Below are 26,526 nucleotides of genomic sequence, written 5' to 3'. Positions count from 1 at the left end.
CCGAGGTACGCGTGCCCGATCCACACTGGCTGGACGACCGCGAGATGGCGGCCTGGATGCCGCTGATCAAGCTCATCCACCTGCTGCCGCAGGCGCTGGACCGGCAGCTGCGCGACGAGGTCGGGATCGGGCACAGCTACTACTCCATGCTCGCCTCGCTCTCCGACGCGCCCGACCGCACCATGCCGATGGGCGAGCTGGCCCGGTACACCGCGACCAGCCCGTCCCGGCTCAGCCACGCCATCTCGGTGATGGAGGAGCGCGGCTGGGTCGAGCGCAAACCGTCGCCGTCGGATCGCCGCATCCAGTACGCGACCCTCACCGGCACCGGGCTCGACGTGCTGCGCACGGTCGCGCCGAGCCACGTCGCCGAGGTGCGCAGGCTGATCTTCGACCGGCTCACCCCGGAACAGGTGGATCAGCTGCGCGACCTGGGTACTGCGTTGCTGGACGGGCTCGACGGCGCTGGAACAGCCGGGCGCTGAGCGTGACCCGTCCGCAGGCGAGAGGACGGCGATGAGTATCCGCATGCACGCGGCGGCGGGCTACCTGCGCGCGACCAGGAAGCGCGGGACCAGCACCCCCGCCCGCACCCGCTCCCGGCTGAACGCGCCGAAGGGCACCGCCATGCCGCCCGCCACCCTGATGGGCAGGCACGACGTGCGCGAACGCACCGTCGAGGGGTTCCGCTGCGTCAGCGTGACCCCGCGCGGCGGCGCCGAGCGCGGTGCGCTCTACCTGCACGGCGGCTCCTACATGGCCGAGATCATCGCGCAGCACTGGGAACTCGTCGGCCGGCTCGCCGACGCCGGGGTGCGGGTGGAGGTGCCGATCTACGGGCTGGCCCCGGACTACACCTACCACGCGGCGTATCCGCTGGTCACCGCGGTTTATCAGGAGCTGCTCGATGATCTGCCCGCCGAGCGGGTGACGATCGCGGGCGACTCCGCGGGCGGCGGGCTCGCGCTCGGCTTCGCGCAGAGCCTGCTCGGCGCCGGGCTGCCGCAGCCGGGCCGGAACCTGCTCATCTCGCCCTGGCTCGACCTCACGCTGGCCAACCCCGCGGTGCGGTACGTGCGCGACCCCTGGCTGAACCGGGTCGGGCTGGTGGAGTGCGGGCTGGCCTGGGCGGGCGGCACCGACCCGGCCGATCCGCTGCTCAGCCCGATCAACGGCCCGCTCGCCGGGCTGGCGCCGACCGATGTCTACATCGGCACCCGCGACCTGCTCTACCCCGACGTGCTGCGGCTGCGCAGCCGCGCCGAGGAGGCGGGCACCGCGGTGCGGGTGGATGTGCAACCCGGCGGGGTGCACGTCTACCCGCTGCTCCCGGTGCCGGAGGGGCGCTCGGCCACCGAGCGGATCGTGCGCACGCTCGGGAACCTATGACGAAAGCCCCGGCCCGCGAATCGGATTCGCGGGCCGGGGCCGGTCGTGCGGTTCGGTTACTCGCCGAGGGTGAGCAGCTTCTGGAAGAAGGTGCGGTAGTCGCGCAGCGCCTGGCGCAGGTTCTCGGTGTCGCCGTCGGTGCCGCGGGACCAGCGGCCCTGCAGCTGCTGCTGGTGCTCGGACCAGCGGGTGGTGATCTGCTCGACGGTCTCGGCGACGAGCAGGTCCGCCCTGGTGACGGCGTCGTGCGGGTTGTCGACGAAGGAGCCCTGGACTTCCTTCCAGCGGGTGTTCAGGACGTCGAGCAGGTCGCGGTCGAAGAGCGGCTTGCCGGTGTCCGCGGACTCGGGGGTCGTCGCCGTGGTGGCGGGGACCGCGGGTTCCCGGGAGACCGTGGCGGAGTGCGGCTCCACGTCGCCGGGCTCGTGGTCCGGGTGGTGGCCGGTGCTCGGCTCGCCGGATACCGCCGGGTCGGCGGTGATCGTCGGCTTGCCGGAGAGGCCGTCCGCGGTGGCCGCGTCGTCGGTGACCACGGTGGAGTGGTGCTCGTCGTGCGAGCGGCCCGCGATGTGATCGTCCGGGTCCAGTGCGGAGCCGGTCGAGGAGTGCGTGCCGTCGGCATCCGACCCGGTAGAGGTGTACGTCCCGTGGGTGGCGTCGTGCGTTCCGTCGACGTCCGACGCGGTGGAGGTGTGCGTCCCGTGGGTCCCCGAGGCGGTGGCGTCGTGCGTGCCGCCGACGTCGGAGGAGGTCGCGGTGTGCGTCCCGTCGGTGCCGGGATCGGTCGGCGCGTGCTCGTCCCGCGTTCCCGGCGCACCGGCGTGGAAATCGTCCGGGTGCCGGTCGTCCTCGGTCACCGAAGGCTCGGTGGTCGAACCGGGCGCTCCCGGCCCGCCGCTGATCCGAACCTGGTCCCTGGACCGGTCGCGGGTGCTGTTCTGGTCGGTGCTCATGCGTTCACGTCCTTGGTGCTGTAGGTGCCATCGTCGAGCAGGTCGCGGAAGATTTCGCGGAAGTGCACGATGGCGGTGCGCTGGTCCTCGGTGGAGGCGTCGCGCCCGGCGATCTCGTGCCCCTTGCGGTAGTGCTCGAGCACCGCGGTGTGCCGCACCGAGAGGTGCGCGGCCTGCTCCTCGTAATCGCCGGTGGGGTAGCCGCGTTCGGCCATCACCTCGGTGACCAGGCGGTCCGCCTCGCGGACGGCTCCGGCCGGGTCGTCCACGAACTGTTCCTGGACGCCGTTCCAGCGCTCCGAGTACCGCGCGGCGCGCGCGGGCTCCAGCGGCCGCAGTTCGAGCTCCGCGTGCTTGCGCTCGCGGTCGAGTAGTTCGTGCTCGCCGCTGCGCTTGTCCGGGGCCGCGGTCACCACGCGGTCGTACTCCGGGCCGAATCTGCGCTTCAGCTTGTTGCTCCGTAGCGCGGGGCGCACCAGTAGCGCGATCCCGGCCACGGCGATGATCACCACGAGCACCACGATGGCCAACACTCCAGCAGACACCCGATTCCTCCTTCGCCGAACCCGATGTGTCGGAAACGGGAATGCCTCGCTCACGCGATCCGAAACGGTGCTGTCCGCGGCGGATCCGAAGTGAGCGCGGAGTTTTCGCCGGGCGGCGGAGAATTTACGGTCGCGGCCCCGGTTCGGCGATCGATTCGGCACCGGGGCGCGGCCACGGATTCTCCTCGCGCTGCTCGATATCCCGGTTGAAGCGGGAGATCAGCGCGCCGAGCTGGGCCAGGTCCGCCTCGGACCACTCGGAGACCACGGTGCGCAGCCCCTCGTGCGCGAGCGCGCGGTCGGCGGCGAGCAGCTCCAGCCCCTTGGCGCTGGCCCGCACCTTGCGCGCCACCCCGCCCTCCGGATCCGGCACCCGCACCACGAGCTGCTGTTTCGACATCGCCGCGACCTGGCGGTTCAGCGTGGAGATGTCGAGCCGGAACGCCTCGGCGAGCTCGCGCAGGCTGAGCGCGTGCTCCAGCTCCAGCCGGGTCAGGATGAGGAACGCCGAGCGCTCGAGCTGGTGCCCGGCGCGCCGGGGCGTGGCGCCGGTGTAGTGCCGGGAGAGCAGGGTCAGCTCGAACGAGAGCCGCTCGACCGCGTCGTACTCGCCGGAACCGGAATCGGACATTCGACCACTATGTCCCGGCGACCGGGGGAGCGCCAAATTGTGCACGATGCACATCGTATGTACCGTACATACGTGAGTATCACCGCCGAACCCGAGACCGGGTCCCTGAGCGCCGAGCGGCGCCTGCCGCCGCCCGCCGTCCTGATCGCCACGCTGAGCATGGTCGGTGTCGTGGTCTCGCTCATGCAGACCCTGGTGATTCCGATCGTCCCGCTGCTGCCCGGGCTGCTCGGCACCTCGGCCACCAATGCCTCCTGGGTCATCACCGCCACGCTGCTGGCCGGCGCGGTGATGATGCCGATCAGCGGCAGGCTCGGCGACATGTTCGGCAAGCGCCGGATCCTGCTGCTGTCGTTGCTGCTGCTGGTGGCCGGGTCGCTGGTGTGCGCGCTCTCCTCCTCGCTGGCGCCGGAGATCGTGGGCCGGGCGCTGCAGGGCGCGGCCAGCGGCGCGATTCCGCTCGGCATCAGCATCATGCGCGACGAGCTGCCGCCGCAGCGGGTGGGCTCGGCCATCGCGGTGATGAGCGCGACGCTCGGCGTCGGCGGCGCGGTCGGGCTGCCGCTCGCGGCGGTGATCGCGCAGAACGCGGACTGGCACGTGCTCTTCTGGACCTCCGCCGGGCTCGGCGCGCTCTGCGCGGTGCTGGTCTTCCTGCTGGTGCCGGAGTCCGCGGTGCGCACGCCGGCGCCCTTCGACTTCCTCGGCGCGCTCGGGCTCACCGTCACGCTGGTCGCGCTGCTCGTCGCCATCACCAAGGGCACCGACTGGGGCTGGAGCAGCGGAAGCACGCTCGGGTTGCTCGCGCTGGCGCTCGTCGCCGGGCTGGTCTTCGGCTGGTACGAGCTGCGCCGCACGGCCCCGCTGGTGGATCTGCGGGTCTCCGCGCGGCCCCGGGTGCTGCTCACCAACCTGGCCTCGATCGCGGTCGGCTTCGCGCTCTACGGCATGTCGCTGACCTTCCCGCAGCTGCTCATGGCGCCGGAGGCCACCGGCTACGGCTTCGGCCTCTCCATGGTCGCGGCCGGGCTGGCGCTGGCGCCGGGCGGGCTGATGATGCTGCTGCTCTCGCCGGTCTCGGCGCGGATCTCGGCGGCGCGCAGCCCCAAGCTGACGCTGGGGCTCGGCGCGACGGTGGTCGGGCTCGGCTACCTGAGCGCGGCGGTCTGGATGGGCGCGGTCTGGCAGATCGTGCTGGCCGCCAGCATCGTGGCCGGCGGGGTCGGGCTGGCCTACGCGGCCATGCCCGCGCTCATCATGGGCGCGGTGCCGATCAGCGAGACCGGCGCGGCCAACGGCCTGAACGCGCTCATGCGCGCCATCGGCACCTCCACCTCGGCGGCGGTGATGAGCGTGGTGCTCGCGCACCTGACGACCGAGCTCGGCGGCCACCAGCTGCCCTCGCGCGACGGCTTCCTGCTGACCTTCTACATCTCGGTCGCCGCGGCCGCGGTGGCGGTGCTCATCACCGCCTGCATCCCGATGAAGCGCGCGGCGGACGCCGCTACCCCTTCGTGACGAAGCCCTGCTCGACCATCCAGTCCCGCGCCACCTCGGCCGGCTCCCTGCCGTCCACGTCGACCAGCCGGTTCAGCTCGGTCACCGACTCGTTGGTGAGCAGCTTCGTGATCGGCTCCAGCACGCTGATCACCGCCGGGTGCGCGGTGGCGTAGGCCTCGGTCAGCACCAGCGCGGCGTTGTACTGCGGGAAGAAGGCGCGGTCGTCGGTGAGCAGCAGCAGGTCCAGCGCCGGGATCCGGCCATCGGTGGCGGCCACCGAGCCGAACCGGCAGGAGCCGCCGTCGGCGACCGCGTTGAACACCACCGCGTCCTGCACGATCTGCTTGGGCGCGCTGCCGTTGTCGATGCCGTAGGCGCGGGCCATGCCGGGGTAGCCGTCCTGCCGGACATTGAACTCGGTGCCGACGCAGGTCACGGCGGCGCCGGGGTCGGAGTTCAGCAGCTTCGCGTAGTCCGAGAGGCTGCGCACCCCGGTTCGGTCCGCGTAGGCCGCGCTGGTGACCAGCGCATAGGTGTTGTTCACCGGGGCCATGGCGGCCCAGCGCATGCCGTTGGCGGCGAGATCGGCGTCGCGCACCGCCTCGAACTGGCCCTGCGCGTCCGGGATCGGCTTCTCGTTGCCGAGGTAATTGATCCAGCCGGTGCCGGTGTAGTCGAAGGCGATATCGATCTGCTCGTTCAGCTGGGAATCGCGCAGGCTGTTCGAGCCCTGGATATTGGTGAGGTCGCGGACCTCCATCCCGGCCGCGGTGAGCGCGTACTCGATGATGTAGCCGAGGATGAGCTGCTCGGTGAAGTCCTTGGAGCCGACGGTCACCGCCACCCCCTCCAGCTCCGGCACCGGCTGGATGCTGCCGGGGCCGACGCTCAGCGGCACCGCGCCGCCGGACTCCAGCCCGCACCCGGTCAGCGCCAGTACCGCCGCGACAAGCAGTGCCGTCGCTCCCCGCCGCCTACAGCAGCCCGCCGTCATCGCAGGCCCTTGGGCCCCAGGTACTGCTCGGCCAGCGCGCCGAGCCAGTCCACCAGCAGCGCCAGCGCGACCGCGAGCACCGCGCCGAGCACCAGGGTGACATCGTCGCGCAGCTTGTAGCCGGTATCGATGAGAATGCCGAGCCCGCCCGCGCTGACCAGGAAGGAGAGCGTGGCGGTGCCGACCGCGAGCACCAGCGAGGTGCGCAGCCCGGCGAGGATGTACGGAATGGCGAGCGGGAACTCGATGCGCCGCAGCACCGTCCACTGCGACATGCCCTGCCCGCGGCCCGCGTCCACCACCGCCGGATCGACCTGCTGGTAGCCGAGGATGGTGTTCCGCAGCACCGGGAGCAGCGAGTAGAAGGCGATCGGCGCCACCCCGATCCAGAACCCGGTGGTGGTGGTGACCAGGTAGAACAGCACGATCAGGCCGATCGCGGGGGCCGCGGCGCCGATATTGGCGATGCCGACGAAAATCGGCGCCAGCCTGCGCCAGCCGGGGCGGGTGACCAGGGTGCCGATCGGCACCGCCAGCGCGACCACGATCAGCACCACGGTCACGGTGATCAGGATGTGCTGCCAGGTCACGGTGGCGACATTGGCGGCATTGACGCTCGCCTGCTGGGTCGCGGTGAGATCCTGGCCGAAGGCCCAGATCAGCACCCCGGCGACGAGGAGCGCGACCAGCAGCGGCTGGGCGAGCAGCCGCAGCCGCTCGGCCCTGCGCTCGGCGCCGGTGGTGGTCGCCGTGCTCACGATGGCTCCGGGGTGCCGTCGGCCCGCGTGCCGGTGCCGCCATCGGCCTTCGCGTCGCCCGCCGTCGGCTCGCCGGCCTCGGCGGAGTCGCCGTGGGCGTTGCCCGCGGGGACCTTTGCCGCCTCGTGCTCGGGCGATTCGGCGGCGTGCCGGACCGTGGCGAGGTGTGAGACCAGGGTGTCGACGGCGATGGTGCCGAGGTACTCGTTCCGGTCGCCGGTGACGATGGCGGTCGCGGTCGGCTCGGCGAGCAGCGCCTCCAGCGCGTCCTGCAGCGTCGAGCGGCGCGCGACCCAGTCGGCCACCGGAGTGCCCACCGAGGCGAGCGAGGCGGCCCGGTCCAGCTGGTCGGCGGTGACCCAGCGCAGCGGCCTGCGGCGGTCGTCGAGCACGAGCGCCGCCGGGTCCCCGCTGCGCGCGAGTTCGGCGCGCAGGGTGGCGATGTCGTCGCTCTCCAGCGCCGCGGGCGTCGGGTGCAGCTCGATATCGGCCACCCGGGTGAGCGTGAGCTGCCGCAGCCCGGCGCCCGCGCCGACGAAACCGGCCACGGTGTCGTCCGCGGGCGCGGCCAGGATGGCCTCGGGGGTGTCGTACTGCAGGATGCGGGACTGATTGCCGAGCACCGCGATCCGATCGCCCAGCTTGACCGCCTCGGCGAAATCGTGGGTGACGAAGACGATGGTCTTGTGCAGCTCGGACTGCAGCCGGAGCAGCTCGTCCTGCAGGAAGCCGCGGGTGATCGGGTCCACCGCGCCGAACGGCTCGTCCATGAGCAGCACCGGCGGGTCGGCGGCGAGCGCCCGCGCCACCCCGACGCGCTGCTGCTGGCCGCCGGAGAGCTGGCGCGGGTAGCGGTCGCGGAAGGTCGCGGCATCCAGCCCGACCAGGTCCAGCATCTCCTCGACCCGGGCCGCGATCCGCTTCCGGTCCCAGCCGAGCAGCCCCGGCACGGTCGCGATGTTCTTGGCGACGGTGAGGTGCGGGAAGAGCCCGGACTGCTGGATGGCGTAGCCGATCTTGCGGCGCAGCTGGTCGCCGTTGATGCTCAGCGCGTCCTCGCCGCCGATGGTGATCTTCCCCGAGGTGGGCTCGATCAGCCGGTTGATCATCCGCATGGTCGTGGTCTTGCCGCAGCCGGAGGGGCCGACCAAGACCACGATCTCACCGGGCGGCAGCGTCATCGAGACATTGTCGACGGCGGGCTTCTCGGTGCCGGGGTACCGCTTGGTCACCGAGTCGAGCACGATCTCGACGCCGGAGACCGCGTCGGTGCCCGCGGACTTGTGCAGGTCGGTGTCGGTCACGTCGTTCCCCTCGAGATGGTGAGTCGTCCGACGAGGACGAGGATCCCGTCGAGCAGCAGGGCCAGGATCACGATCAGCACGGTGCCGGTCAGCGCCATCGGCACGGCGGTCGGGCTGCCCAGCCTGGCCAGCCCGGAGAAGATCAGGTTGCCGAGCCCGGGGCCCTTGGCGTACGCCGCGATGGCGAGAATTCCCATGATCATCTGGGTGCTGACCCGCATGCCCGCGAGAATGGCGGGCCAGGCCAATGGCAGCTCGATCCGGGTGAGCACCCGCAGCGAGTTCATCCCGACGCCGCGTGCCGCGTCGGTCACCGCGGGATCCACCGAGGCCAGCCCGACGATGGTGTTGCGCAGGATCGGCAGCAGCGCGTAGAGCACCAGCGCGATCACGGTCGGCACCACGCCGAGCCCGAAGATCGGGATCAGCAGCCCGAGCAGCGCGAAGGAGGGAATGGTGAGGACGGCGCTGGCCAGCGCGGTCGCCACCGAGGAGCCGAACGGGCTGCGATAGACCAGGATCCCGATCAGCACCGCAATCAGGGTGGCCAGGAACACCGACTGCACCACCGCCGAGACATGCAGATAGGAATCGGTGAGCAGCTGCGCGCGCCGGTTCACCACGAAGGTCCACAAGGTGTCCAGGATTACCTCCCACGGCCCGGTGATCGGAGTGCAGACTAACCCGTCCGGAGCCGCGAAGCGGGTGATTCCGCCGCTGCGGAGTGGCGCGCCCGAGGTCGGGAGCGTGCCGAGGGTTTCGGTCACGGTGCGGAAAACTCTTGCCGCTCAAGCTGTGTGGCCGATGCGCGGGTGGCGGAGCGGGCCGTGGGCATTACGATGGAAGCGCGGCGCCCGGCAGCGTCGCCTTCGGGCCCTGTCCTGCCTCCCCCTCATCGGCAGGACAGGGTTCCTCTCCGGTCGCGTAGCGTATTCGGTGTCCGCTGCCCAGCTCGAGGTTCTTTCGGAAGACGAGATGCGACCGACCGACGAGACACCGTCCGCCCCGGCCCTGCGCGCGGAGCGGGAGCCCGCAGGCGAGCAGGGGTGGCTGGAGTACGCCGAGTTCGGCGAGCGCTTCGTGGCGCACGCCGTCACCGAGGAGCGGGTGGCCGCCGCGGTCGCCGGGGTCACCGGGCGCAAGATCACCTTCGGGCCGTTCTCGCTGGGCCCCGCCGGACTGGCCGGGTTCGTGGCCGAGGGCAAGGTGGGGGAGCCGCGGATCGTCCGGCACGGCCCGCACGTGCACTACACCGTGACGGTTCCGGTCTCGCTGGCGCTCAAGGCGCTGCTCGGCGGGCGCAAGCTGCGGCTGGAGGCCGTGGTCAGGGTGGAGGTGGCGCTGCACGCGCGCACCGCGAGCCCGCTGCTCGTGGTCATCGACATCCCCGCGATCCGCCCCGACGACGTCAGCGTGGTGCTGCGCACCCAGGCGGGCGACGCGGTCAGCGAGATGCTGCTCGACCCCATCGCGGGCGTGGTGCAGCGCGAGGTCGCCAACCGGGTGAACCCCATGCTCGCCGACCCGCAGACCCGCCGCCGCCGGGTCTTCGACATCGAGGCCATCGTCGCCGGCGTGGAATCGCCGCACCGGCGGAGGGCCGAGGCGGAGTGGGTCTTCGAATGGATCGATTACGCCGAATTCGGCAGGCGCTTCTTCCCGCTGCTCGTCACCCCGGAGCGGGTGAACGCGGTGCTGACAGAGCGGCTGGCGGGCCGGCCCATCGAGATCGGGCCGCTGCGCACCGGCCCCGGCCGCCGGGCCACGGTGACGGTGCGCGGCGCCGTCCGGCTGCCGACGCTGCGCCCGCGCGAGCCCGCGCCCGGCCACATCGAGCCGGTCGTCTACGACATCACGCTTCCGGTGGCGCTGGACATCACCGTCGACGTGCTCAAGGCCAACCGGTACCGCGCCGAGCTGGAGGTGCCGCTGGTGCTGGCCGCCCGGGCCGCCGACCCGCTGCTGCTGGTGATCGATGTCGAGCCGCCGGACCCGGCCGAGATCCGGCTGGAGCTCGCCGCCGAGGGGGTGCGGGCGGCGACGCTCGGCGCGCTCGCCAAGATCCGCAAGCAGGTGGTGGCGCAGGTCGCGGCGGTGATCCGCAAGGAGCTCACCTCCGGCACCGGCCGGGTGATCGACGTGGGCGCGCGGATCGGGAAGGCCGTCTGAACCCGGTGTGACCGGTGTTGTGGGTGAGTCTGGCGGTTCGGATGGGGTTTGTGGTGGAATGAGTCCACGTTCGAGGCTCCCGGCGCGTGTGACTTGGGGAAGGTGCGCCGGGCACGCTGCTCCACCGCGTTCGACAGGGTGCACGGGGGGTCACGAAGGAGTCCTTCCATGTGCTCGTCCCCGGCGTTTCCCGCTGCCCGCCTCCCGCTCTCCCGCCGCGGCCTCTTCGGGCTGGCCGCCGCCGGTGCCGCCGTCGCCGCCCTCGGGGTGCGCGCGCCAGGCGCCTCGGCCGCTCCGCTCGGCACCCTGATCGACTACTCCGGCGGTGTCCCCTCGGCCGCGGCCATTGCCGAGGCCGGGCACGCGGGCGTCATCCGGTACGTCTCCGACCGCAGGCCCGGCGCGGAGTGGATGGCCGGGAAGCCGCTGCTCGCCGGGGAGGTGGCGGAGTTGCGGGACGCCGGGCTGGAGATCGTCTCCTGCTACCAGTTCGGCAAGGGGCCGACGGCCGACTGGCGCGGCGGCCTCGCGGCCGGGCGGAAGCACGCCGAGCGCGGGCTGGAGCTGCACCGCGCGGCGGGCGGCCCGGAGGATCGGCCCCTCTACGCCGCCATCGACGACAACCCGACCCCGGTCGAGTTCGCCACCCTGATCGCGCCCTACCTGCTCGGCTGGAACGGTGTGGTGGGCAAGAGCAATACCGGCATCTACGCCAATGCCCCGACCATCGAGCTGGCCCGGGTCGCCGGGCTCGCCACCTGGTTCTGGCAGCACGACTGGGGCACGCCCAAGGGGTTCGTGCACCCCGCCGCGCACCTGCACCAGTTCGAGATCGACAAGCGCGCCATCGACGGCGTCGGCATCGACCGCAACCACATCCTGCGCCCGCAGTACGGGCAGTGGTGAGGGCCTAGGTCTGGCTGTGCCGCACCGGATCCGGCTCCGCGTCGGGGACGACGCGCAGCACCGGCCTGCGCTCCGGCTCGGCGTGCACCCCGCGCCAGGACAGCAGGGACCAGCGGGAGAGCCCGGAGAGCGCCGAGCCGAGGCTGAGGAACGACCCGGACGAGAGCAGCGAGCCGAACGACCCCACCGAGCCGACCGAGAGCACCGACCCCACGCTCCCGACGGACAGGATGGAGTAGGCCGAGCCGATCGACAGAATCGACCCCTCGGAGCGAATGGACAGCAGCGACCGCCTGCTCCGGATCGACCGTTTGGTGCTCACCATGTCTGTGGTCTATCACACATCACAACGCCCCGCGAGCGTGGCTCGCGGGGCGCGGCGATGGCGGGAAATATCAGGCGACGGTGAAGAATCCGAGCGTCGGCAGGAATGAGCAGGTGCGCGGCTCCGATGCCTCGTCGGCCTGGGTGGTCAGCGAACCGGAGACCACGGCGGCGACCCGGCCGCGGCCGGTGTCGACGATGGCCGAGAGCGTGGCAGGCCCACCCGGGTTGATCTTCGCCTCGTCGGTGAGCACCTGCACCCCGGACTGCCTGGTGTCCAGGTTCAGCCACTGCACGGTGAACGGCGGGTTCTGCACCGGGGTCGGCGACTTGGTGCCGAGCGCGGTGAAGACGAAGCCGGTCTGGCCGCTGGCCGGGCCGGGCGGCGGCAGCTGGGCCGGGCCGGGGACCGCGAGCGCGGTGCCGATGGAGTCGGCCGAGGCGCTGATGCAGCCCTTGCCGATCGACGGGTAGAGGAACTGCGCGATGACCGGGCCGTCGTTCGGGATCTCCGGGCCGCCGCCGCCGCTGCCGTCCAGGAACGTGATGATCCGCTCCAGCGTCGAGCGGATCTGCGGCGGCAGGTTCAGGCTCGCGAGCAGCGCCTTCGCCTGGTCCAGGATGGCGGCCTGCGGTCCGGCGGCGATATCGGCCGGGCCCGCGATGGCGCCGGCGATGGCCGGGGCGAGGGCGGCGAGCGCGTCCACCGGGACACCCTCGGGAACCATCGGCACGCTGTAACCGGCCGCGGTCGCCGCCGGAGCCGGGGCGGCCACCGAGGTTGCGGGCACGGCCAGAGTGGCGCTCGCCGTGAGGGCGAGCGCGGAAAGGGCGATCCGCGATCGGGTGCGAAGCACTGGGCTAGCCGTCCTTACCTTCGGGTACATCGGGGGACGCGAAGGCGAGAACGCCATCGTGTCGGGGTCACTTTAGGGACAACGTCGCCGTGTGTACAGCGCCACCGCCCCGATGCGCGCGTCGAGCTGTGCCAGTGCTGGATGGGACACTCGAGCGTCTGTTACCGGAGTTGACAGTGTGACTGATGTTACAGCCCGTCGGAAGCGGGACGGGCACGCCGCGCCGAATTCGTCCCCGCTAAGGTGAAGCAGCCCTTCCCGCCGTCGCGCCGGATCCCGCCGCGGCTATATCGAAAGCTCGCGATGTGAATCGACACCTGCGCTGGGCCGTCGCGGTGCTCGGGCTCTCCGTGCTCGCCCGCCTCTCCTGGCTGCTCTTCGTCCCGAACGGGATGAACGTCGTCGACCTGCACGTCTACGTGGACGGCTCGGCCGCGCTGCTGAACGGCACCCTCTACGACTTCACCTACGCGGAGAAGACCCCCGACTTCCCGCTGCCCTTCACCTACCCGCCGTTCGCGGCCCTGGTGTTCCTTCCGCTGCACTACCTGCCGTTCACGCTGGTCGCGGTGGGCTGGCTGCTTGCCATCGTGGCCGGGCTCTACGGCGTCATCCGGATCAGCTTCGAACTGCTGCTCGGCCGGGAGGCGGCGGCCGAGCCGGGGTGGCGCACCGCGGCGATCTGGTGGACGGCGATCGGGATGTGGACCGAGCCGGTGCGCACCACCATCGACTACGGGCAGGTGAACGTCTTCCTCGTGCTCGGCGCCATGCTCGCGGTGCGCAGCACTCGGTGGTGGGTCTCCGGCGGGCTGGTCGGGCTGATCGCCGGGATCAAGCTGACCCCGGCCATCACCGGCCTGTACTTCGTGGCGCGCAGGCGGTGGCTCGCCGCGATCTTCTCGGCGGTGGTGTTCGGCGCGACGGTCGGGCTCAGCATGCTGGTGGCCCCGGCGGAGGCGCGCCGCTACTTCGGCACGCTGCTCGGCGACGCGGACCGGATCGGCCCGGTGGGGTCGGTGTGGAACCAGTCGCTGCGCGGCATGCTCAGCCGGCTGCTCGGGCACGACGTGCAGAGCGGGCCGGTGTGGATCGCGGCGGTGCTGGTCGCGGCGGTGCTCGCATTCCTGGCCTGGCGCGCGCTGGACGCCGACGACCTGCTCGGCACGCTGATCGTGGTGCAGATCTTCGGGCTGCTGGTCTCGCCGATCTCGTGGTCGCACCACTGGGTGTGGCTGGTGCCGACGGTGCTCTGGCTGCTCTACGGCCCGCTGCGGCGGGCGGCCGGGGCACGGCTCCTGGCCGGCTACTGGCTGGTGACCACCCTGATCGGGGTGCCCTGGATCCTCTCCTTCTTCCAGGACTCCATCTGGACCATCCCGCGCCCGGCCGTGCTCTCCTGGCTCGGCGCGGTCGATGTGCTCGGCGCCGTGGCGACCTACCTGTGGGTGATCCGCTCGGGGCGGCTCAGCCGGCGGACCGAGCCAGCCGATCGATCTCCCGAGCCAGCGCCACGTCCTGTGCCGTGAGCCCGCCCGCGGAGTGCGTGGAGAGGGTATAGGTGACGGTGCGCCACCGGATGTCGATGTCGGGGTGGTGGTCCGCGCGCTCGGCGGCCTCGGCCACCCGGCGCACCAGCTCGATGCCGGCGAGGAAGGACTCGGCCTCGACGGCGCGGGTGATCGCGTTCCCCGCGCGGTCCCAGCCGTCCAGCTCGGAGAGTGCCGCGGTGATCTCGGATTCGGAAAGCAGTGCCATGAACCCTGGGTACCCGCTGCGCGGGGGAGAAGCTAGGCGGCGCGCGCGGCCTTCAGCCCCTTCTTCAGGTCCTTGCCCGAGACGCCGGCGGCCTCCAGCTTCTTCATCCGCATGACGACCACGGGGCATTTCACGCAGCGCGTCTTCTTCCGACAGCACTTCTTCTTCGGTTTCAGCGTGGAAACCTTCTCCGCCTTGATGCCCACGTTGGTTAGCTTAGCCTAACTTTGCGTGGGGGAGAACACCCCGCACGCGACCGTGAGCCCGCGGCGACCTGCCGGTAGTGTGTGACCCGGCCGTGTGCCCGGCGAGTTCTGTCCTCGCCCTTATTTTCGCGGCGGCCGGCACCGCACACCAACAGCAGGAGGATCCAGGCGTGTCGTCTGCACGCGATTTTCGCAACGTCGCCATCGTGGCCCACGTCGACCACGGCAAGACGACCCTGGTCGACGCCATGCTCCGGCAGTCGGGAGCGTTCGCCGAGCGCGCCGAGCCGGTCGATCGGGTGATGGACTCCGGTGATCTCGAGCGCGAGAAGGGCATCACCATTCTCGCCAAGAACACCGCGGTGCATCGCCACCACCCGGATGGCTCCGTCACCGTCATCAATGTCATCGACACCCCCGGCCACGCCGACTTCGGCGGTGAGGTCGAGCGCGGCCTCTCCATGGTCGACGGCGTCGTGCTGCTGGTGGATGCCTCCGAGGGGCCGCTGCCGCAGACCAGGTTCGTGCTGCGCAAGGCGCTGGCCGCCTCGCTGCCGGTGATCCTGGTGGTCAACAAGACCGACCGCCCCGACGCCAGGATCGAGGAGGTCGTCGAGGAGAGCCACGACCTGCTCCTCGACCTCGCCTCCGACCTGGACGACGCCGCCGCCGAGGCCGCCGAGCTGGCGCTCGACCTGCCGGTGCTCTACGCCTCCGGCCGCGAGGGCAAGGCATCGAAGGAGCGCCCGGAGAACGGCAACGCGCCCTCCGCCGAGAATCTGGACGCGCTCTTCGACGTCCTGCTGGAGAACATCCCGGCGCCCAAGGGCGACCCGACCGGCCCGCTGCAGGCGCACGTCACCAACCTCGACGCCTCCGCCTTCCTCGGCCGCCTCGCGCTGGTCCGCATCTACAGCGGCGAGCTGCGCAAGGGCTCGACCGTGGCGTGGATGCACGCCGACGGGGTCAAGCAGGTGCGCATCACCGAGCTGCTACAGACCATCGGCGTCGAGCGCACCCCCGGTGAGGTGGCGGTGGCCGGCGATATCGTCGCCATCGCCGGCATCCCGGACATCATGATCGGCGATACCCTCGCCGACCCGGAGAACCCGGTGGCGCTCCCCCGGATCACCGTGGACGAGCCCGCCATCTCGGTGACCATCGGCACCAACACCTCGCCGCTGGTCGGCCGGGTGCAGGGGCACAAGCTCACCGCCCGCATGGTGAAGTCGCGGCTGGACCAGGAGCTGGTCGGCAATGTCTCGCTGCGGGTGCTCGACATCGGCCGCCCGGACGCCTGGGAGGTGCAGGGCCGCGGTGAGCTGGCGCTGGCCATCCTGGTCGAGCAGATGCGCCGCGAGGGCTTCGAGCTCACCGTCGGCAAGCCGCAGGTGGTCACCAGGAATGTCGACGGCAAGGTGCACGAGCCCTTCGAGGAGCTCACCATCGACGCGCCGGAGGAGTACCTCGGCGCGATCACCCAGCTGCTCGCCGCCCGCAAGGGCAAGATGGTGCAGATGACCAACCACTCCGCGGGCTGGGTGCGGATGGAGTTCATCGTCCCCTCGCGCGGCCTGATCGGCTTCCGCACCGACTTCCTCACCGAGACCCGCGGCACCGGCATCGCCAATGCCGTCGCGCACGGCTACGCGCCGTGGGCGGGGGAGATCCGGGCGCGGCACACCGGCTCGCTGGTCTCCGACCGCGCGGGCAGCGTCACCCCGTTCGCCATGATCCAGCTCGGCGACCGCGGGCAGTTCTTCGTCGAGCCGGGTGCGGACACGTACGAGGGCATGGTGGTCGGGATCAACCCGCGCGCCGAGGACCTCGACATCAATGTCACCCGTGAGAAGAAGCTGACCAATATGCGCAGCTCCACCGCGGATGTGATGGAGACGCTGGCCAAGCCGCTGCAGCTGGATCTGGAGGCGGCGATGGAGTTCTGCGCGGCCGACGAGTGCGTCGAGGTCACCCCCGAGGTGGTCCGGGTGCGCAAGGTGATTCTGGGCGCCACCGAGCGCGGTCGCGAGCTCTCCCGGCGCAAGGCTCGGGATCGCGCTGCCGCGCAGTAGCGGGTTTGCGGTGGCCGCGCGGACAGGTAGCGCGGCCGCCGTCCACGGGGTTGTGCCCGCGCTGGAGCGGCCGCCCTCTCCTGCGCACCGGCCGTCGCCCCCGTGCCCACGAGGGGCCGTGCCTGCCGTGGCCCCGGGCGGGGTGCCGTCCCGCGCCGCGCCCGGTCGCGGGGAGCCCAGTAGAGTCCGGGGCGTGGTGATGGGTGGGAGCAAGCGCGCACGCCGTCGTGCGCGGATCCGGCACCGGGGAGCGGCGCGCACCGCGCTCGCCCTGGCTGCCCTCGTGGTGCTGCTCGGCGGCTGCGCGGCGAACCCGCCGCCGCCGATCGAGAGCACCAACAGCCCGCAGACCACCCCGGTGAAACCGGCCGCCACCACCGTCGTGGTGGCGCTGGACAGCATCGGCAGCGCCTTCAACCCGCACCTGCGGGCCGACCAGTCGCAGGCCACCTCGGCCATCGCCTCCATGGTGCTGCCCAGCCCGTTCCGTCCGATCCCGAGCCTGGCCGCGCCCGGCGCCACCGACTGGGTGCCGGACTCCGCGCTGGTCACCGCGGCGGACATCTCCGCGCAGGAGCCCTTCACCATCACCTACAAGCTGCGCAACGAGGCCAGCTGGTCGGACGGCGCCCCGATCGCCGCCGAGGACTTCCGCTACCTGTGGCAGGAGATGATCTCCCAGCCCGGCGTCACCGACCCGGCCGGCTACCGGCTGATCGACGACGTGGAGTCCTCCGCGGGCGGCAAGACCGTGACCGTCACGCTCACCCAGCCCTACCCGGCCTGGCGCGAGCTCTTCGCCAACCTGCTCCCCTCGCACCTGCTCAAGGACGCCCCCGGCGGCTTCGCGCGCGGGATGAACGGCGAGGTCAACGGGGTCAGGGTCTCCGGCGGGCCCTTCGGCATCCGCTCGGCCGACACCGGCCGCGAGGAGATCCTGCTGGAGCGCAACGACCGCTACTGGGGCACCCCCGCGGTGCCGGACCAGATCCTGCTGCGCCGCGGCGGCACCCCCGCCCAGCTGGCCGGGTCGCTGCGCACCAACGACACCCAGATGGCGCTGGTGCACGGCGGCGTCGCGACCCGCGCGCAGCTCGCCGCCATCCCCTCGGTGCGGACCGGCATCATGCCGCAGTCCCGGGTCATGCAGATGGTGCTGAACGGCCGCTCCGGCGATCTCGGCGATCCCCGGGTGCGCGCCGCCGTGCTCGCGCTGCTCGACCCGACGCTGCTCGCCACCGTCGGCGCGCAGACCGGCGACTGGTTCGAACCGGCGAAGGCGCAGATCCTGGCGCCCTCCGACCCCGGCTACGCGCCCACCGCCCCGCCCCGGCCCAGCACCGAGCAGGCCTTCGCCATGCTGGCCGAGGCCGGGTTCGGCCGGGCCCCCGAGCCGCCGCCGAACACCTCGGTCACCTCGCCCGCCCCGCAGCCGCGGACCGTCGGCAAGAACGGCAAGGCGCTCACCGTTCGCATCGGCGCGGTGCAGCAGGACTCCAGCACCCTCGCGGTCGCCAATACCGCCGCCGACCAGCTGCGCAGCGCCGGCATCGACGCCACCGTGCGCAGCCTCCCCGCCGACGAGCTGTACGGCAGGGAGCTGGTGAACGGCACCGTCGACGTCATCGTGGGCTGGGAGGTCGCCGGCTCCGACCCGGCGACCGTGCTCGCCTCCCGCTACGGCTGCCCGCCGCCGCGCCCGCAGCTCGGCGACGGCGAGGACGAGCCCGCCGACGTCGAGGCCGCCAGGCAGGCCCCGAGCAACCTCTCCGGCGTCTGCGACCCCACCCTGCAACCGGCCATCGACGCCGCCCTGCGCGGCATCGATGTCGGCGCGGTGCTCGCCGACGCCGAGCCCAAGCTGTGGGCGCTCAACACCGTGCTGCCGATCATGCAGGACAACGTGGTCGCCGCCGCGGGCCCGCGGGTGGACGGCGCCTCGCTGAGCGGCGCCATCCAGGTCGGCATCTTCGGCGACGCGGCCATGTGGCGGCGGCTCCCGTGATCGCCACCGGCGGGCTGCTGCTGGTGCACGCGCACCCCGACGACGAGACCATCACCACCGGCGGCACCATCGCGCACTACCGCAGGCGCGGCATCCCGGTCGCGGTGGTCACCTGCACGCTCGGCGAGGAGGGCGAGGTGATCGGCGAGCGCTGGGCCCAGCTCACCGCCGAGCACGCCGACCAGCTCGGCGGGTACCGCATCCTGGAGCTCACCCGCGCGCTCGCCGCGTTGGACGCGGGCCCGCCGGTCTTCCTCGGCGGCGCCGGGTGCTGGCGGGATTCCGGCATGGTCGGCACCCCGTCCGCCTCGAATCCGCGCGCCTTCATCCACTCCGGCCAACCCGCGGTGGACGCGCTCACCGCCGAGCTGCTGGAGCGCAGGCCGCGCGTGGTCGTCAGCTACGACCCGCACGGCGGTTACGGCCACCCCGACCACATCCGCGCGCACGAGATCACCACCGCCGCGGTGGCCGCCGCCGCCGAACAGGGCTGGGACGTGCCCAAGTTCTACTGGACCGTCACCGACGCCGACCTGCTCCGCCAGCACACCACCGCGCTGGCCAGGCGCACCGTCGACGGCCTGCCCGGCAAGCTGCCGCGCGGCTGGCGGCTGCCCGCCGAGGACGAGCTGCCCGGCGTGCCCGGCAGCACCGTCACCACCGCAATCGACGTCGCCGAGGAGCTGGCCACCAAGCGCGCCGCGCTGCGCGCGCACGCCACCCAGGTCACGGTGGCGCCGTCGGGCCGGGAGTTCGCGCTCTCCAACGGCGTCGCCCAGCCGGTGCTGCCGGAGGAGCACTTCGTGCTGGTCCGGGGCGAACTCGGCCCGGCCGGCCCGGACGGTCGCGAGGACGACCTGTTCGCCGGACTTGCCGGGTTCCCGGATTCCGCCGAACCGGCGACGGGCCCGGCGTGACCCGCGCCACCGGGGCATAGACTTCGGCTATGTACAACTGGGACCTCCAGAACGCCATCATCGCGTTCGTCGACACGCTGCGGCCGAACGCCGCGCATCAGCACGAGATGTACATGTCGGCGCTCTACGCCTTCGCCGACATGCAGAGCCACCTGCTCGAGCTGCTCGGGTACCCGCCGGTTCCGTGACCGCGGAGACCCGGCCCCTCTTCAACGCCCTCGCTCCGATCATCCTGGTGGTGCTCGCCGTCGACGCGCTGCTGACGCTGGTGCTCGAGGTCCTGTACCTGCCCACCTATCTGGGATCGGTGGCCTTCCCGATCTCCGCGCTGGTCGCGGGGGCGGTGAATGTCGGGCTGGTGTACGCGGCGGGCACGGTGAGCACGCGAGCGAGCCTGCGGCTGCTGCCGCTGCTGGTGTGGACGCTCGGGTTCCTGATCTGCGCGACCAGCGGGCCCGGCGGTGACGTGCTGCTCGGCAGCAACTGGCAGACCCTGCTGCTGCTCTTCTGCGGGCTGGTCCCGCCGATGATCTACGTCGCCCGCACCTGACGGGTTCCGGCGAGGCCCGGCGTGACCTGCTCGATGATCTCGTGCGCACGGGCGATCGGCACATCAAGCACCAGGTAGCGCTTCTTGCCCGCCGCCGAGGCGGCGACCAGCGTGGCCAGCCCCGCGCGGCGCTGGAAGAACGTCTGCCGGATGGTCCAGCCGAGGATGCCGGGGGCGGCGAGGCAGTCGCGCTCGCGGTCGAGCGAGCCGGAGCGGGTGACCAGCCAGGTCGGGGCGAGCGGGGTCGCGGGGAGGACCGCGTGGCCGAGGCCGCGGTAGCGGTCCTCGGCCAGGGCGATCGCCGCGACCGTGAGCACGACCGGGACCAGCCACCACCAGGGGGAGAAGTCGACCCCGGCGATGCTCGCCCCGAGCGGGATCAGGGCGGTGGCCGCGGCCGGGTTCACCGCGTGGGTATACCGGCGATATCGCGCCGCCGGGCCGTGCTGAGTGAGCTCCACCGATCCCGGTGCCCGAGCCGCCGCGGTGTCGTCGGCAGGTGACGTCGCGCTCACGCCGAAATCGACCGGTGCCGTCCCGTCCCGGTTCGCGCTCGCCACCGCTTGTTCCGGCCCGAGTTGCGCGGCGGCCCGGCTTACGCCCTGCCGCGCCGACGAATCGTCCGCGTCGGCGAAATCTTCCGGCTCCCCCGAAACCAGAACGGGCGCATGCGCCCCGACCCTCCGCTTCGCCGGCGTCAGCAAATGCGCCAGCGTGTGATGCACCCGCACCCCCGGCGCCTGCGGCAGAATCCGCTGCCGCGGATTCTCCCCGGTCATGATCGCCTCCAGCTGCGCCCCGCCAGCCGCCCGCAGCAGCAGCGGCTCCTTCACCGTCGCCCCGCGGAACCGCGCCAGATCCAGCGTGATCTGCCTGGTCGTGAAGAACCCGTGCCGCAGGTGCAGCGTCCGCCCGTCGTCGAGCACCCGCAGCCCGTAGTAGGTCGCCAGGTACTGCCCGCACGCCGCCGCGCTGACGACGAGCATCACCAGCAGCACCACCCCCGTGATCCCGAGTATCGGATTCCCGCCGGTCACGCCGTGCGCCGCCGTCCGGAACACCCGCTGCCCGAACCCGTACTGGAACCCGAACCCCACCACCGGCACCACGATCGCGAACCCGGTCAGCGAGAGCGGCGCGTACCGCACCCACCCCGCCCGCCAGTGCCCGATCTCCCGCCCCGAGGGCTCCTCGACCGTCTTCTCCGGCTCCACCGGACTCGCCAGCAGTTCGGCCCGCAATCCCGGCACCAGCCGAGCGTCCAGCGAGTCCAGCCTGAACCGCTCCCCGGCCTCCGCCTGCTGCCCGGTCCCGATGGCGAGCACCGCCAACCCCAGCGCCCGATGCAGCAGGTCCGCCTCGATATCCACCGACCGGATGCGCGACCGCGGCACCGAGAGGCTCCGCCGCTGCACCAGCCCCGTCCGCAGCTCCACATGCGTCGGCCCGACCCGGTACGTGGTGGTGAACCACCGCGTCAGCGCGAGCCCGACCACGATCGCGGTCGGAATCAGGCTCCACGCGTGATTCCCGCTGCTCGCCCCGAGAATGACCGTCCCGATGAGCACCGGAACGTACTTGACCACCTCGTTCACCGGATGCACCAGCAGCATCCGCTTGTCCAGCCGCAGCCACGGATTCACGTGGCGTCCCCCCGATGCAGCGCCGCGATCTGTGTGAGCCGCGCCACAGCGTCCTCCGCGACCGGCAGGTCCAGCCCGGTGATCGGCACTGCCCCCGCCGAGGACGCCGTCGTCACCGTCACGGTGGCCAGCCCGAACGTCCGGTCCAGCGGCCCGCGCTCGATCTCCACCGTCTGCACCCGCGAGATCGGCGCCACCCGGCTCTCCTGCGTCAGCCACCCCACCCGCGTGTACACGGCCTCCTCGGTGATCTCCCACCGATGCACCGCGTACCGCCACACCGGGATTACCGCCACCGTCGCCACGACCGCGATCGCCAGCACCGTCCCGACGACGGCCTGCCACCCGCGCCGCCCGTCGTCCAGGAAGACCCACACCGCGAACCCGATGATCGGCAGCAGCCAGCTCAGTACCAGTTCGGTGCCCCACAGCAGCCGCGCCCGCGGGTCCGGCCGCCAGGCGGGCTCGGCCAGAATCGTCCCGGTCCCGCGCGCGCGCCTGCCGCCGTCCACCCCTCGACCGCCCGACAGCCCGGGCACGCCCTGGTCCTCGGCGCGACCGCTCGCACCACCTCGGCCTTCGGCGACGCCGGCACGATGGCTCTCAGCGGACCCGGCCGCACCCTCACGCCCCACGGGCGGGACGAGCGGATCCCCGGCGGGCGACGAGTGCGCCCCCGGCCCGTCCCCGGCCGGGCCGGGCAGGTTCGGCGTCATGGCCCCATGGTGGCACGGGAATACCGGCCCCGGTGCCCACGGTTGCCACCCGGAAGCACTCTCGTGCCGATCGACACGGAGGAGACAGCGACGGATGGGTAGCGCATGATCGAGGACGTGACCGACCTTCCGAACCCCGGTGTCCCGCCCGCCCCGCCCGCGCCGTCGGCGATGCGCCGGGCCCTGCGCCGGGCCCGCGACGGGGTGACCCTGAACGTGGACGAGGCCGCGGTCCTCCTGCACGCCCGCGGCGACGACCTGGTTGACCTCACCACCAGCGCCGCCCGCGTCCGCGACGCCGGCCTCGAGTCCGCGGGCCGCCCGCGCACCATCAGCTACTCCCGCAATGTCTTCATCCCGCTCACCCACCTGTGCCGGGACAAATGCCACTACTGCACCTTCGTCACCGTGCCCGGCAAGCTGCGCGCCGAGGGCAAAGGCATGTTCCTGGAGCCCGACGAGGTCCTGGAGATCGCGCGGCGCGGCGCCGAACTCGGCTGCAAGGAAGCCCTCTTCACCCTCGGCGACCGCCCCGAGGCCCGCTGGCCCGAGGCCGCCCAGTGGCTCGACGAACGCGGCTACGACTCCACCCTGGATTACCTGCGCGCCGTCTCCATCCTGGTCCTGGAGGAGACCGGACTCCTCCCGCACCTGAACCCCGGCGTCATGAGCTGGGCCGAGATCTCCCGCCTCAAGCCGGTAGCGCAATCCATGGGCATGATGCTGGAGACCACCAGCACCCGCCTCTTCACCGAGAAGGGCCAGCCCCACTACGGCAGCCCCGACAAGGACCCCGCCGTCCGCCTGCGCGTCCTCACCGACGCCGGCCGCCTCTCGGTCCCGTTCACCACCGGCATCCTGATCGGCATCGGCGAGACCATCCCCGAGCGCGCGGAGTCGATCATGGCGATCCGCAAGCAGCACAAGGAGTTCGGCCACATCCAGGAGGTGATCGTGCAGAACTTCCGCGCCAAGCCGGACACCGCCATGCGCGACACCCCCGACGCCGGCCTGGAGGAATTCCGCGCCACCATCGCCGTCACCCGCCTACTCCTCGGCCCGGATGTGCACGTCCAGGCCCCGCCCAACCTCGTCTCCGCCCAGGAGTGCCACGACCTGCTGGATGCCGGAATCGACGACTGGGGCGGCGTCTCCCCGGTCACCCCCGACCACGTCAACCCCGAGCGCCCCTGGCCCAACCTCGACACCCTCCGCGACATCACCGCGGAATCCGGCTTCGAACTGGTTGAACGCACCTCCGCGCACCCGAAGTACGTCCGCGCAGGCCACCCGTGGACCGACCCCCGCATCGCCGTCCACGTAGCCGCCCTCACCGACCCCGCGACCGGCCTCGCGAACCCCGACGTTCTCCCGGTGGGCCGCCCTTGGCAGGAGCCGGACGAAGCCTGGGACTCCACCGGCCGCACCGACCTGAACACCGCCATCGACACCGAGGGCCGCAACACCGAGTCCCGCAGCGACTCCGGCCTCGGCCAGGAGCTGGTCGGCGCCTTCGGCGACTGGGACACCATCCGCGAGCACGCCGCGGGCCTGGCCGTAGCGCCGGAACGCCTCGACACCGACGTCCTGGCCGCCCTGCGCGCCGCCGAAGCCGACCCCGCCGGTCTGACCGACGACCAGTACCTCGCCCTCGCCACCGCCGAGGGCCCCGACCTGGAAGCCGTCACCGCCCTCGCCGACCAGCTGCGCCGCGACACCAACGGCGACGACGTCACCTACGTCGTCAACCGGAACATCAACTTCACCAACATCTGCTACACCGGCTGCCGCTTCTGCGCCTTCGCCCAGCGCAAGGGCGACGCCGACGCCTTCACCCTGAGCGCCGAGGAGGTCGCCGACCGCGCCTGGGAGGCGTGGGTCGACGGCGCCACCGAGGTCTGCATGCAGGGCGGCATCGACCCGGAGCTCCCCGTCACCGGCTACGCCGACCTGGTCCGCGCGGTCAAGAAGCGGGTCCCGGAGATGCACGTCCACGCCTTCAGCCCCATGGAGATCGTGAACGGCGCCTCCCGCGGCGGCCAGAGCATCCGCGACTGGCTGGTCGCGTTGAAGGAAGCGGGCCTCGACACCATCCCCGGCACCGCCGCCGAAATCCTCGACGACGAGGTCCGCTGGGTCCTCACCAAGGGCAAGCTCCCGGCGTCCGCCTGGATCGAGGTCATCACCACCGCCCACCAGGTCGGCCTCCGCTCCAGCTCGACCATGATGTACGGCCACGTCGACAACCCCAAGCACTGGGTGGGCCACCTCCGCGTCCTCCGCGGAATCCAAGACGAAACCGGCGGCTTCACCGAATTCGTCCTCCTGCCCTTCGTCCACCAGAGCGCGCCGTTGTATCTAGCGGGCGCCGCCCGCCCCGGCCCCACCCAGCGCGACAACCGCGCAGCCCACGCCCTCTCGCGCATCATGCTGCACGGCCGCATCGACAACATTCAGACCAGCTGGGTGAAGTTGGGAACCGCGGGTACCCGCGTCATGTTGAACGGCGGCGCCAACGACCTAGGCGGCACCCTCATGGAGGAGACCATCTCCCGCATGGCCGGCTCCCAGCACGGCTCGGCGAAGACCGTCGCCGAGCTCCGCGAGATCGGCGAGGGCATCGGCCGCCCGGTCCGCGAACGCACGACCGTCTACGGAATCCCCCCGCACCGCCCCGCCGTGCTCCCGCTCACAGTGGGTTGAGCGGCACGAGTTAGGGCAGGCTCACCACGAGTAGCGTTGAGGCAGCCGGGATACTGATGCGGGCGAGATTTCCCCAGTGAGCATGATGAGGAGAGCGGCAGTGACGTACATCATCGCGGAACCGTGCGTCGATGTGAAGGACAAGGCCTGCATCGAGGAATGCCCCGTGGATTGCATCTACGAGGGCGGCCGGATGCTGTACATCCATCCCGACGAATGCGTCGACTGTGGTGCTTGCGAGCCGGTGTGCCCGGTGGAGGCGATCTTCTACGAGGACGACACTCCGGATCAGTGGTCCGGGTACATCAATGCCAATGTGGACTTCTTCGACGAGCTGGGGTCGCCGGGTGGGGCGACCAAGGTCGGGGTTGTCGAGTCCGATCCGGCGTTCATCAAGGCACTGCCGCCGATGGGCGAATGACCGTGCCCGCGCGTACCCGGGTGAGCAGTTTGCTTCCCGATTTTCCCTGGGACACCATCGCCGAGGTCAAGGCTCGTGCTGCCGCCCATCCTGACGGCATTGTCGATCTGTCCGTCGGGACGCCGGTGGATCCGGTGGACCCGCTCATCCGGGACGCGCTGGCTTCGGTTTCCGAGGTTCCTGGGTATCCGACTACCCACGGGACGCCTGAGTTGCGGGCTGCTGCTGTGGAGGCGTTGAAACGTCGGTATGGCATTACCGGGTTGTCCCCGGCTGCTGTTCTGCCTGTGATCGGCACCAAGGAGCTCATCGCTGGGTTGCCTCGGCTGCTTGGTCTCGGTGCCGGTGATCTGATGGTCATTCCCGAGATCGCGTACCCGACCTATGAGGTCGGCGGGCTTTTGGCTGGCTGCGAGGTCCTTCGCGCTGACTCTCTGACCCAGATCGGGCCGCGGAATCCGGCGCTGATCTTCATCAACTCCCCGTCGAACCCCACCGGCAAGGTCCTCGGCGTCGACCATCTCCGCAAGGTCGTCTCCTTCGCCCGCGAACGCGGTGCCATCATCGCCTCCGACGAGTGCTACCTGGGCCTCACCTGGGAAGGCCGAGCGCTTTCGTTGCTTGACCCGGAGGTCTGCGACGGCGACCACACCGGCCTGCTCGTGGTGCACTCGCTCTCGAAGACCTCGAACCTGGCCAGCTACCGCGCCGGCTTCGTCGCTGGCGATCCCGAGCTGGTGGCTGAACTGCTGGAGGTCCGCAAACACTCCGGCATGATCGTCCCCTTCCCCATCCAAGCCGCCATGACCGCCGCCTTGGGCGACGACGCGCACGAGTCCCGCCAACGCGACCGCTACCGAACTCGACGCGAAGCACTGCGAAAAGCGCTAGAAGACGCTGGCTACCTGATCGATAACTCGGAGGCTGGTCTCTACCTTTGGGCCACTCGTGGCGAAAACTGTCGCGCGACACTGAACGCGTTGGCAGAACTCGGGATTCTCGCTGCACCTGGCGATTTTTACGGACCGTCGGGAACTCGGCACTTTCGTGTGGCGCTCACCGCCACCGATGAGCGCATCGCTGCCGCCGCAGCGCGTCTGTCCGTCAGGTCACATTGAACTAATCCGACCGTCTGGGCCAGTGCGTGGTCTCGTTGGCCAGCTAACGATGGTCTCTTGACCAGAGCTCGACTCCCGAACCGCCAG

27 protein-coding genes are annotated in these 26,526 nt (G+C 71.5%); 14 read left to right on the top strand and 13 right to left on the bottom strand.

Going from position 1 to position 26,526, the window contains the following annotated elements; all coding sequences use genetic code 11:
• Positions 1-11: 11 nt before the first annotated feature.
• Positions 12-485, top strand: a complete 474-nt coding sequence (locus tag AB0H71_RS23665) for a MarR family winged helix-turn-helix transcriptional regulator (protein WP_357024756.1) — start codon at positions 12-14, stop codon at positions 483-485.
• Between the two features lie 31 nt (positions 486-516).
• Positions 517-1,389 (top strand): alpha/beta hydrolase, encoded by an 873-nt coding sequence (locus tag AB0H71_RS23660; RefSeq protein ID WP_357024753.1) that lies wholly within the window; start codon positions 517-519, stop codon positions 1,387-1,389.
• A 56-nt stretch (positions 1,390-1,445) separates the two neighbouring features.
• Here AB0H71_RS23660 and AB0H71_RS23655 read toward each other — a convergent pair whose 3' ends face one another.
• The 3 genes from AB0H71_RS23655 to AB0H71_RS23645 form a co-directional block, all read right to left on the bottom strand.
• Complete coding sequence (locus tag AB0H71_RS23655; protein WP_357024750.1) at positions 1,446-2,342, bottom strand: hypothetical protein; 897 nt, start codon at positions 2,340-2,342, stop codon at positions 1,446-1,448.
• Positions 2,339-2,887, bottom strand: coding sequence for a hypothetical protein (locus AB0H71_RS23650; RefSeq protein WP_357024747.1), 549 nt, complete (start codon positions 2,885-2,887; stop codon positions 2,339-2,341). Before AB0H71_RS23650 ends, AB0H71_RS23655 begins: the two co-directional genes overlap by 4 nt.
• Positions 2,888-3,011: 124 nt before the next feature.
• Positions 3,012-3,518 (bottom strand): MarR family transcriptional regulator, encoded by a 507-nt coding sequence (locus AB0H71_RS23645; protein ID WP_357024744.1) that lies wholly within the window; start codon positions 3,516-3,518, stop codon positions 3,012-3,014.
• A 72-nt stretch (positions 3,519-3,590) separates the two neighbouring features.
• On the opposite strand from AB0H71_RS23645, the gene AB0H71_RS23640 reads away from it, so the two are divergent.
• On the top strand, positions 3,591-5,036 hold the full coding sequence (locus AB0H71_RS23640; protein ID WP_357024741.1) for an MFS transporter: 1,446 nt from the start codon (positions 3,591-3,593) through the stop codon (positions 5,034-5,036).
• Here AB0H71_RS23640 and AB0H71_RS23635 read toward each other — a convergent pair.
• From AB0H71_RS23635 to AB0H71_RS23620, 4 genes are read right to left on the bottom strand one after another with little or no spacing between them, the layout of a single operon-like run.
• Positions 5,023-6,012 carry a glycine betaine ABC transporter substrate-binding protein gene (locus AB0H71_RS23635; RefSeq protein WP_357024738.1) on the bottom strand — a complete coding sequence of 330 codons (990 nt, stop codon included), beginning with the start codon at positions 6,010-6,012 and terminating at the stop codon, positions 5,023-5,025. The two genes, AB0H71_RS23640 and AB0H71_RS23635, sit on opposite strands and share 14 nt — an antisense overlap.
• Entirely contained in the window at positions 6,009-6,770 is a 762-nt protein-coding gene (locus AB0H71_RS23630; protein ID WP_357024734.1) for an ABC transporter permease, read from the bottom strand. Before AB0H71_RS23630 ends, AB0H71_RS23635 begins: the two co-directional genes overlap by 4 nt.
• On the bottom strand, positions 6,767-8,074 hold the full coding sequence (locus AB0H71_RS23625) for an ABC transporter ATP-binding protein (protein WP_357024731.1): 1,308 nt from the start codon (positions 8,072-8,074) through the stop codon (positions 6,767-6,769). The genes AB0H71_RS23630 and AB0H71_RS23625 overlap by 4 nt, the downstream gene beginning before the upstream one ends.
• Positions 8,071-8,718: an ABC transporter permease gene (locus AB0H71_RS23620; protein ID WP_357025544.1), complete on the bottom strand. Its 648-nt coding sequence runs from the start codon at positions 8,716-8,718 to the stop codon at positions 8,071-8,073. Before AB0H71_RS23620 ends, AB0H71_RS23625 begins: the two co-directional genes overlap by 4 nt.
• Positions 8,719-9,049: 331 nt before the next feature.
• On the opposite strand from AB0H71_RS23620, the gene AB0H71_RS23615 reads away from it, so the two are divergent.
• Positions 9,050-10,243 carry a hypothetical protein gene (locus AB0H71_RS23615; RefSeq protein ID WP_357024728.1) on the top strand — a complete coding sequence of 398 codons (1,194 nt, stop codon included), beginning with the start codon at positions 9,050-9,052 and terminating at the stop codon, positions 10,241-10,243.
• 168 nt (positions 10,244-10,411) lie between these two features.
• Positions 10,412-11,149 (top strand): DUF1906 domain-containing protein, encoded by a 738-nt coding sequence (locus tag AB0H71_RS23610; protein ID WP_357024725.1) that lies wholly within the window; start codon positions 10,412-10,414, stop codon positions 11,147-11,149.
• Between the two features lie 4 nt (positions 11,150-11,153).
• Here the strand turns inward: AB0H71_RS23610 and AB0H71_RS23605 are convergent, their stop codons facing one another.
• Together AB0H71_RS23605 and AB0H71_RS23600 are read right to left on the bottom strand one after the other, a co-directional pair.
• The gene (locus AB0H71_RS23605; protein WP_067652867.1) at positions 11,154-11,474 is read right to left on the bottom strand and encodes a hypothetical protein; all 321 of its coding nucleotides are present in this window, start codon (positions 11,472-11,474) and stop codon (positions 11,154-11,156) included.
• Between the two features lie 70 nt (positions 11,475-11,544).
• Complete coding sequence (locus tag AB0H71_RS23600; protein ID WP_357024722.1) at positions 11,545-12,330, bottom strand: hypothetical protein; 786 nt, start codon at positions 12,328-12,330, stop codon at positions 11,545-11,547.
• A 305-nt stretch (positions 12,331-12,635) separates the two neighbouring features.
• Between AB0H71_RS23600 and AB0H71_RS23595 the strand changes: the two genes are divergently transcribed.
• Positions 12,636-13,859 carry a mannosyltransferase gene (locus AB0H71_RS23595; protein WP_357024720.1) on the top strand — a complete coding sequence of 408 codons (1,224 nt, stop codon included), beginning with the start codon at positions 12,636-12,638 and terminating at the stop codon, positions 13,857-13,859.
• On the opposite strand, the gene AB0H71_RS23590 is transcribed toward AB0H71_RS23595, so the two are convergent.
• Together AB0H71_RS23590 and AB0H71_RS23585 are read right to left on the bottom strand one after the other, a co-directional pair.
• The gene (locus AB0H71_RS23590) at positions 13,798-14,088 is read right to left on the bottom strand and encodes a 4a-hydroxytetrahydrobiopterin dehydratase (RefSeq protein WP_357024717.1); all 291 of its coding nucleotides are present in this window, start codon (positions 14,086-14,088) and stop codon (positions 13,798-13,800) included. The genes AB0H71_RS23595 and AB0H71_RS23590 overlap by 62 nt on opposite strands.
• A gap of 32 nt (positions 14,089-14,120) precedes the next feature.
• A complete protein-coding gene (locus AB0H71_RS23585) occupies positions 14,121-14,294 on the bottom strand; it encodes a hypothetical protein (RefSeq protein WP_357024714.1) in 174 nt (57 codons plus the stop codon).
• Positions 14,295-14,464: 170 nt separating this feature from the next.
• Here AB0H71_RS23585 and typA point away from each other — a divergent pair, with 170 nt between their 5' ends.
• From typA to AB0H71_RS23560, 5 genes are all read left to right on the top strand, one after another.
• A complete protein-coding gene (gene typA / locus AB0H71_RS23580; RefSeq protein ID WP_357024711.1) occupies positions 14,465-16,366 on the top strand; it encodes a translational GTPase TypA in 1,902 nt (633 codons plus the stop codon).
• Between the two features lie 199 nt (positions 16,367-16,565).
• Positions 16,566-18,371: an ABC transporter family substrate-binding protein gene (locus AB0H71_RS23575; protein ID WP_357025541.1), complete on the top strand. Its 1,806-nt coding sequence runs from the start codon at positions 16,566-16,568 to the stop codon at positions 18,369-18,371.
• Positions 18,371-19,288 carry an N-acetyl-1-D-myo-inositol-2-amino-2-deoxy-alpha-D-glucopyranoside deacetylase gene (gene mshB / locus AB0H71_RS23570; RefSeq protein ID WP_357025538.1) on the top strand — a complete coding sequence of 306 codons (918 nt, stop codon included), beginning with the start codon at positions 18,371-18,373 and terminating at the stop codon, positions 19,286-19,288. Before AB0H71_RS23575 ends, mshB begins: the two co-directional genes overlap by 1 nt.
• Positions 19,289-19,317: 29 nt before the next feature.
• On the top strand, positions 19,318-19,476 hold the full coding sequence (locus AB0H71_RS23565) for a hypothetical protein (RefSeq protein ID WP_357024709.1): 159 nt from the start codon (positions 19,318-19,320) through the stop codon (positions 19,474-19,476).
• Positions 19,473-19,838: a hypothetical protein gene (locus AB0H71_RS23560; protein WP_357024706.1), complete on the top strand. Its 366-nt coding sequence runs from the start codon at positions 19,473-19,475 to the stop codon at positions 19,836-19,838. The genes AB0H71_RS23565 and AB0H71_RS23560 overlap by 4 nt, the downstream gene beginning before the upstream one ends.
• On the opposite strand, the gene AB0H71_RS23555 is transcribed toward AB0H71_RS23560, so the two are convergent.
• Together AB0H71_RS23555 and AB0H71_RS23550 are read right to left on the bottom strand one after the other, a co-directional pair.
• Positions 19,820-21,451 carry a PH domain-containing protein gene (locus AB0H71_RS23555; protein ID WP_357025536.1) on the bottom strand — a complete coding sequence of 544 codons (1,632 nt, stop codon included), beginning with the start codon at positions 21,449-21,451 and terminating at the stop codon, positions 19,820-19,822. The two genes, AB0H71_RS23560 and AB0H71_RS23555, sit on opposite strands and share 19 nt — an antisense overlap.
• A 26-nt stretch (positions 21,452-21,477) precedes the next feature.
• Complete coding sequence (locus tag AB0H71_RS23550) at positions 21,478-22,011, bottom strand: PH domain-containing protein (RefSeq protein WP_357025533.1); 534 nt, start codon at positions 22,009-22,011, stop codon at positions 21,478-21,480.
• Positions 22,012-22,302: 291 nt separating this feature from the next.
• Between AB0H71_RS23550 and AB0H71_RS23545 the strand changes: the two genes are divergently transcribed.
• The 3 genes from AB0H71_RS23545 to dapC all read left to right on the top strand — a co-directional run bounded on the left by AB0H71_RS23545 (position 22,303) and on the right by dapC (position 26,439).
• The gene (locus AB0H71_RS23545; RefSeq protein ID WP_357024703.1) at positions 22,303-24,900 is read left to right on the top strand and encodes a bifunctional FO biosynthesis protein CofGH; all 2,598 of its coding nucleotides are present in this window, start codon (positions 22,303-22,305) and stop codon (positions 24,898-24,900) included.
• A 100-nt stretch (positions 24,901-25,000) separates the two neighbouring features.
• Complete coding sequence (fdxA, locus tag AB0H71_RS23540) at positions 25,001-25,321, top strand: ferredoxin (protein ID WP_233020317.1); 321 nt, start codon at positions 25,001-25,003, stop codon at positions 25,319-25,321.
• Complete coding sequence (dapC, locus tag AB0H71_RS23535; RefSeq protein WP_357024700.1) at positions 25,318-26,439, top strand: succinyldiaminopimelate transaminase; 1,122 nt, start codon at positions 25,318-25,320, stop codon at positions 26,437-26,439. Before fdxA ends, dapC begins: the two co-directional genes overlap by 4 nt.
• Positions 26,440-26,526: the final 87 nt, after the last annotated feature.

This window comes from Nocardia sp. NPDC050697, assembly GCF_040654395.1.
In the GTDB taxonomy this organism is placed as follows: domain Bacteria; phylum Actinomycetota; class Actinomycetes; order Mycobacteriales; family Mycobacteriaceae; genus Nocardia.
Note: the sequence above shows the minus strand (reverse complement) of the source record. Positions and strands in the feature narration are given on the sequence as shown.

What these genes read in the sequence shown, in the direction of transcription:
- AB0H71_RS23545 (WP_357024703.1), top strand. Translation starts at nt 22,303, where the DNA reads ATGATCGAGGACGTGACCGACCTTCCGAACCCCGGTGTCCCGCCCGCC.
- AB0H71_RS23660 (WP_357024753.1), top strand. Translation starts at nt 517, where the DNA reads ATGAGTATCCGCATGCACGCGGCGGCGGGCTACCTGCGCGCGACCAGG.
- AB0H71_RS23635 (WP_357024738.1), bottom strand. Translation starts at nt 6,012, where the DNA reads ATGACGGCGGGCTGCTGTAGGCGGCGGGGAGCGACGGCACTGCTTGTC.
- AB0H71_RS23555 (WP_357025536.1), bottom strand. Translation starts at nt 21,451, where the DNA reads ATGCTGCTGGTGCATCCGGTGAACGAGGTGGTCAAGTACGTTCCGGTG.
- AB0H71_RS23575 (WP_357025541.1), top strand. Translation starts at nt 16,566, where the DNA reads ATGGGTGGGAGCAAGCGCGCACGCCGTCGTGCGCGGATCCGGCACCGG.
- AB0H71_RS23605 (WP_067652867.1), bottom strand. Translation starts at nt 11,474, where the DNA reads ATGGTGAGCACCAAACGGTCGATCCGGAGCAGGCGGTCGCTGCTGTCC.
- AB0H71_RS23655 (WP_357024750.1), bottom strand. Translation starts at nt 2,342, where the DNA reads ATGAGCACCGACCAGAACAGCACCCGCGACCGGTCCAGGGACCAGGTT.
- AB0H71_RS23565 (WP_357024709.1), top strand. Translation starts at nt 19,318, where the DNA reads ATGTACAACTGGGACCTCCAGAACGCCATCATCGCGTTCGTCGACACG.
- dapC (WP_357024700.1), top strand. Translation starts at nt 25,318, where the DNA reads ATGACCGTGCCCGCGCGTACCCGGGTGAGCAGTTTGCTTCCCGATTTT.
- AB0H71_RS23610 (WP_357024725.1), top strand. Translation starts at nt 10,412, where the DNA reads ATGTGCTCGTCCCCGGCGTTTCCCGCTGCCCGCCTCCCGCTCTCCCGC.
- AB0H71_RS23590 (WP_357024717.1), bottom strand. Translation starts at nt 14,088, where the DNA reads ATGGCACTGCTTTCCGAATCCGAGATCACCGCGGCACTCTCCGAGCTG.
- AB0H71_RS23615 (WP_357024728.1), top strand. Translation starts at nt 9,050, where the DNA reads ATGCGACCGACCGACGAGACACCGTCCGCCCCGGCCCTGCGCGCGGAG.
- AB0H71_RS23645 (WP_357024744.1), bottom strand. Translation starts at nt 3,518, where the DNA reads ATGTCCGATTCCGGTTCCGGCGAGTACGACGCGGTCGAGCGGCTCTCG.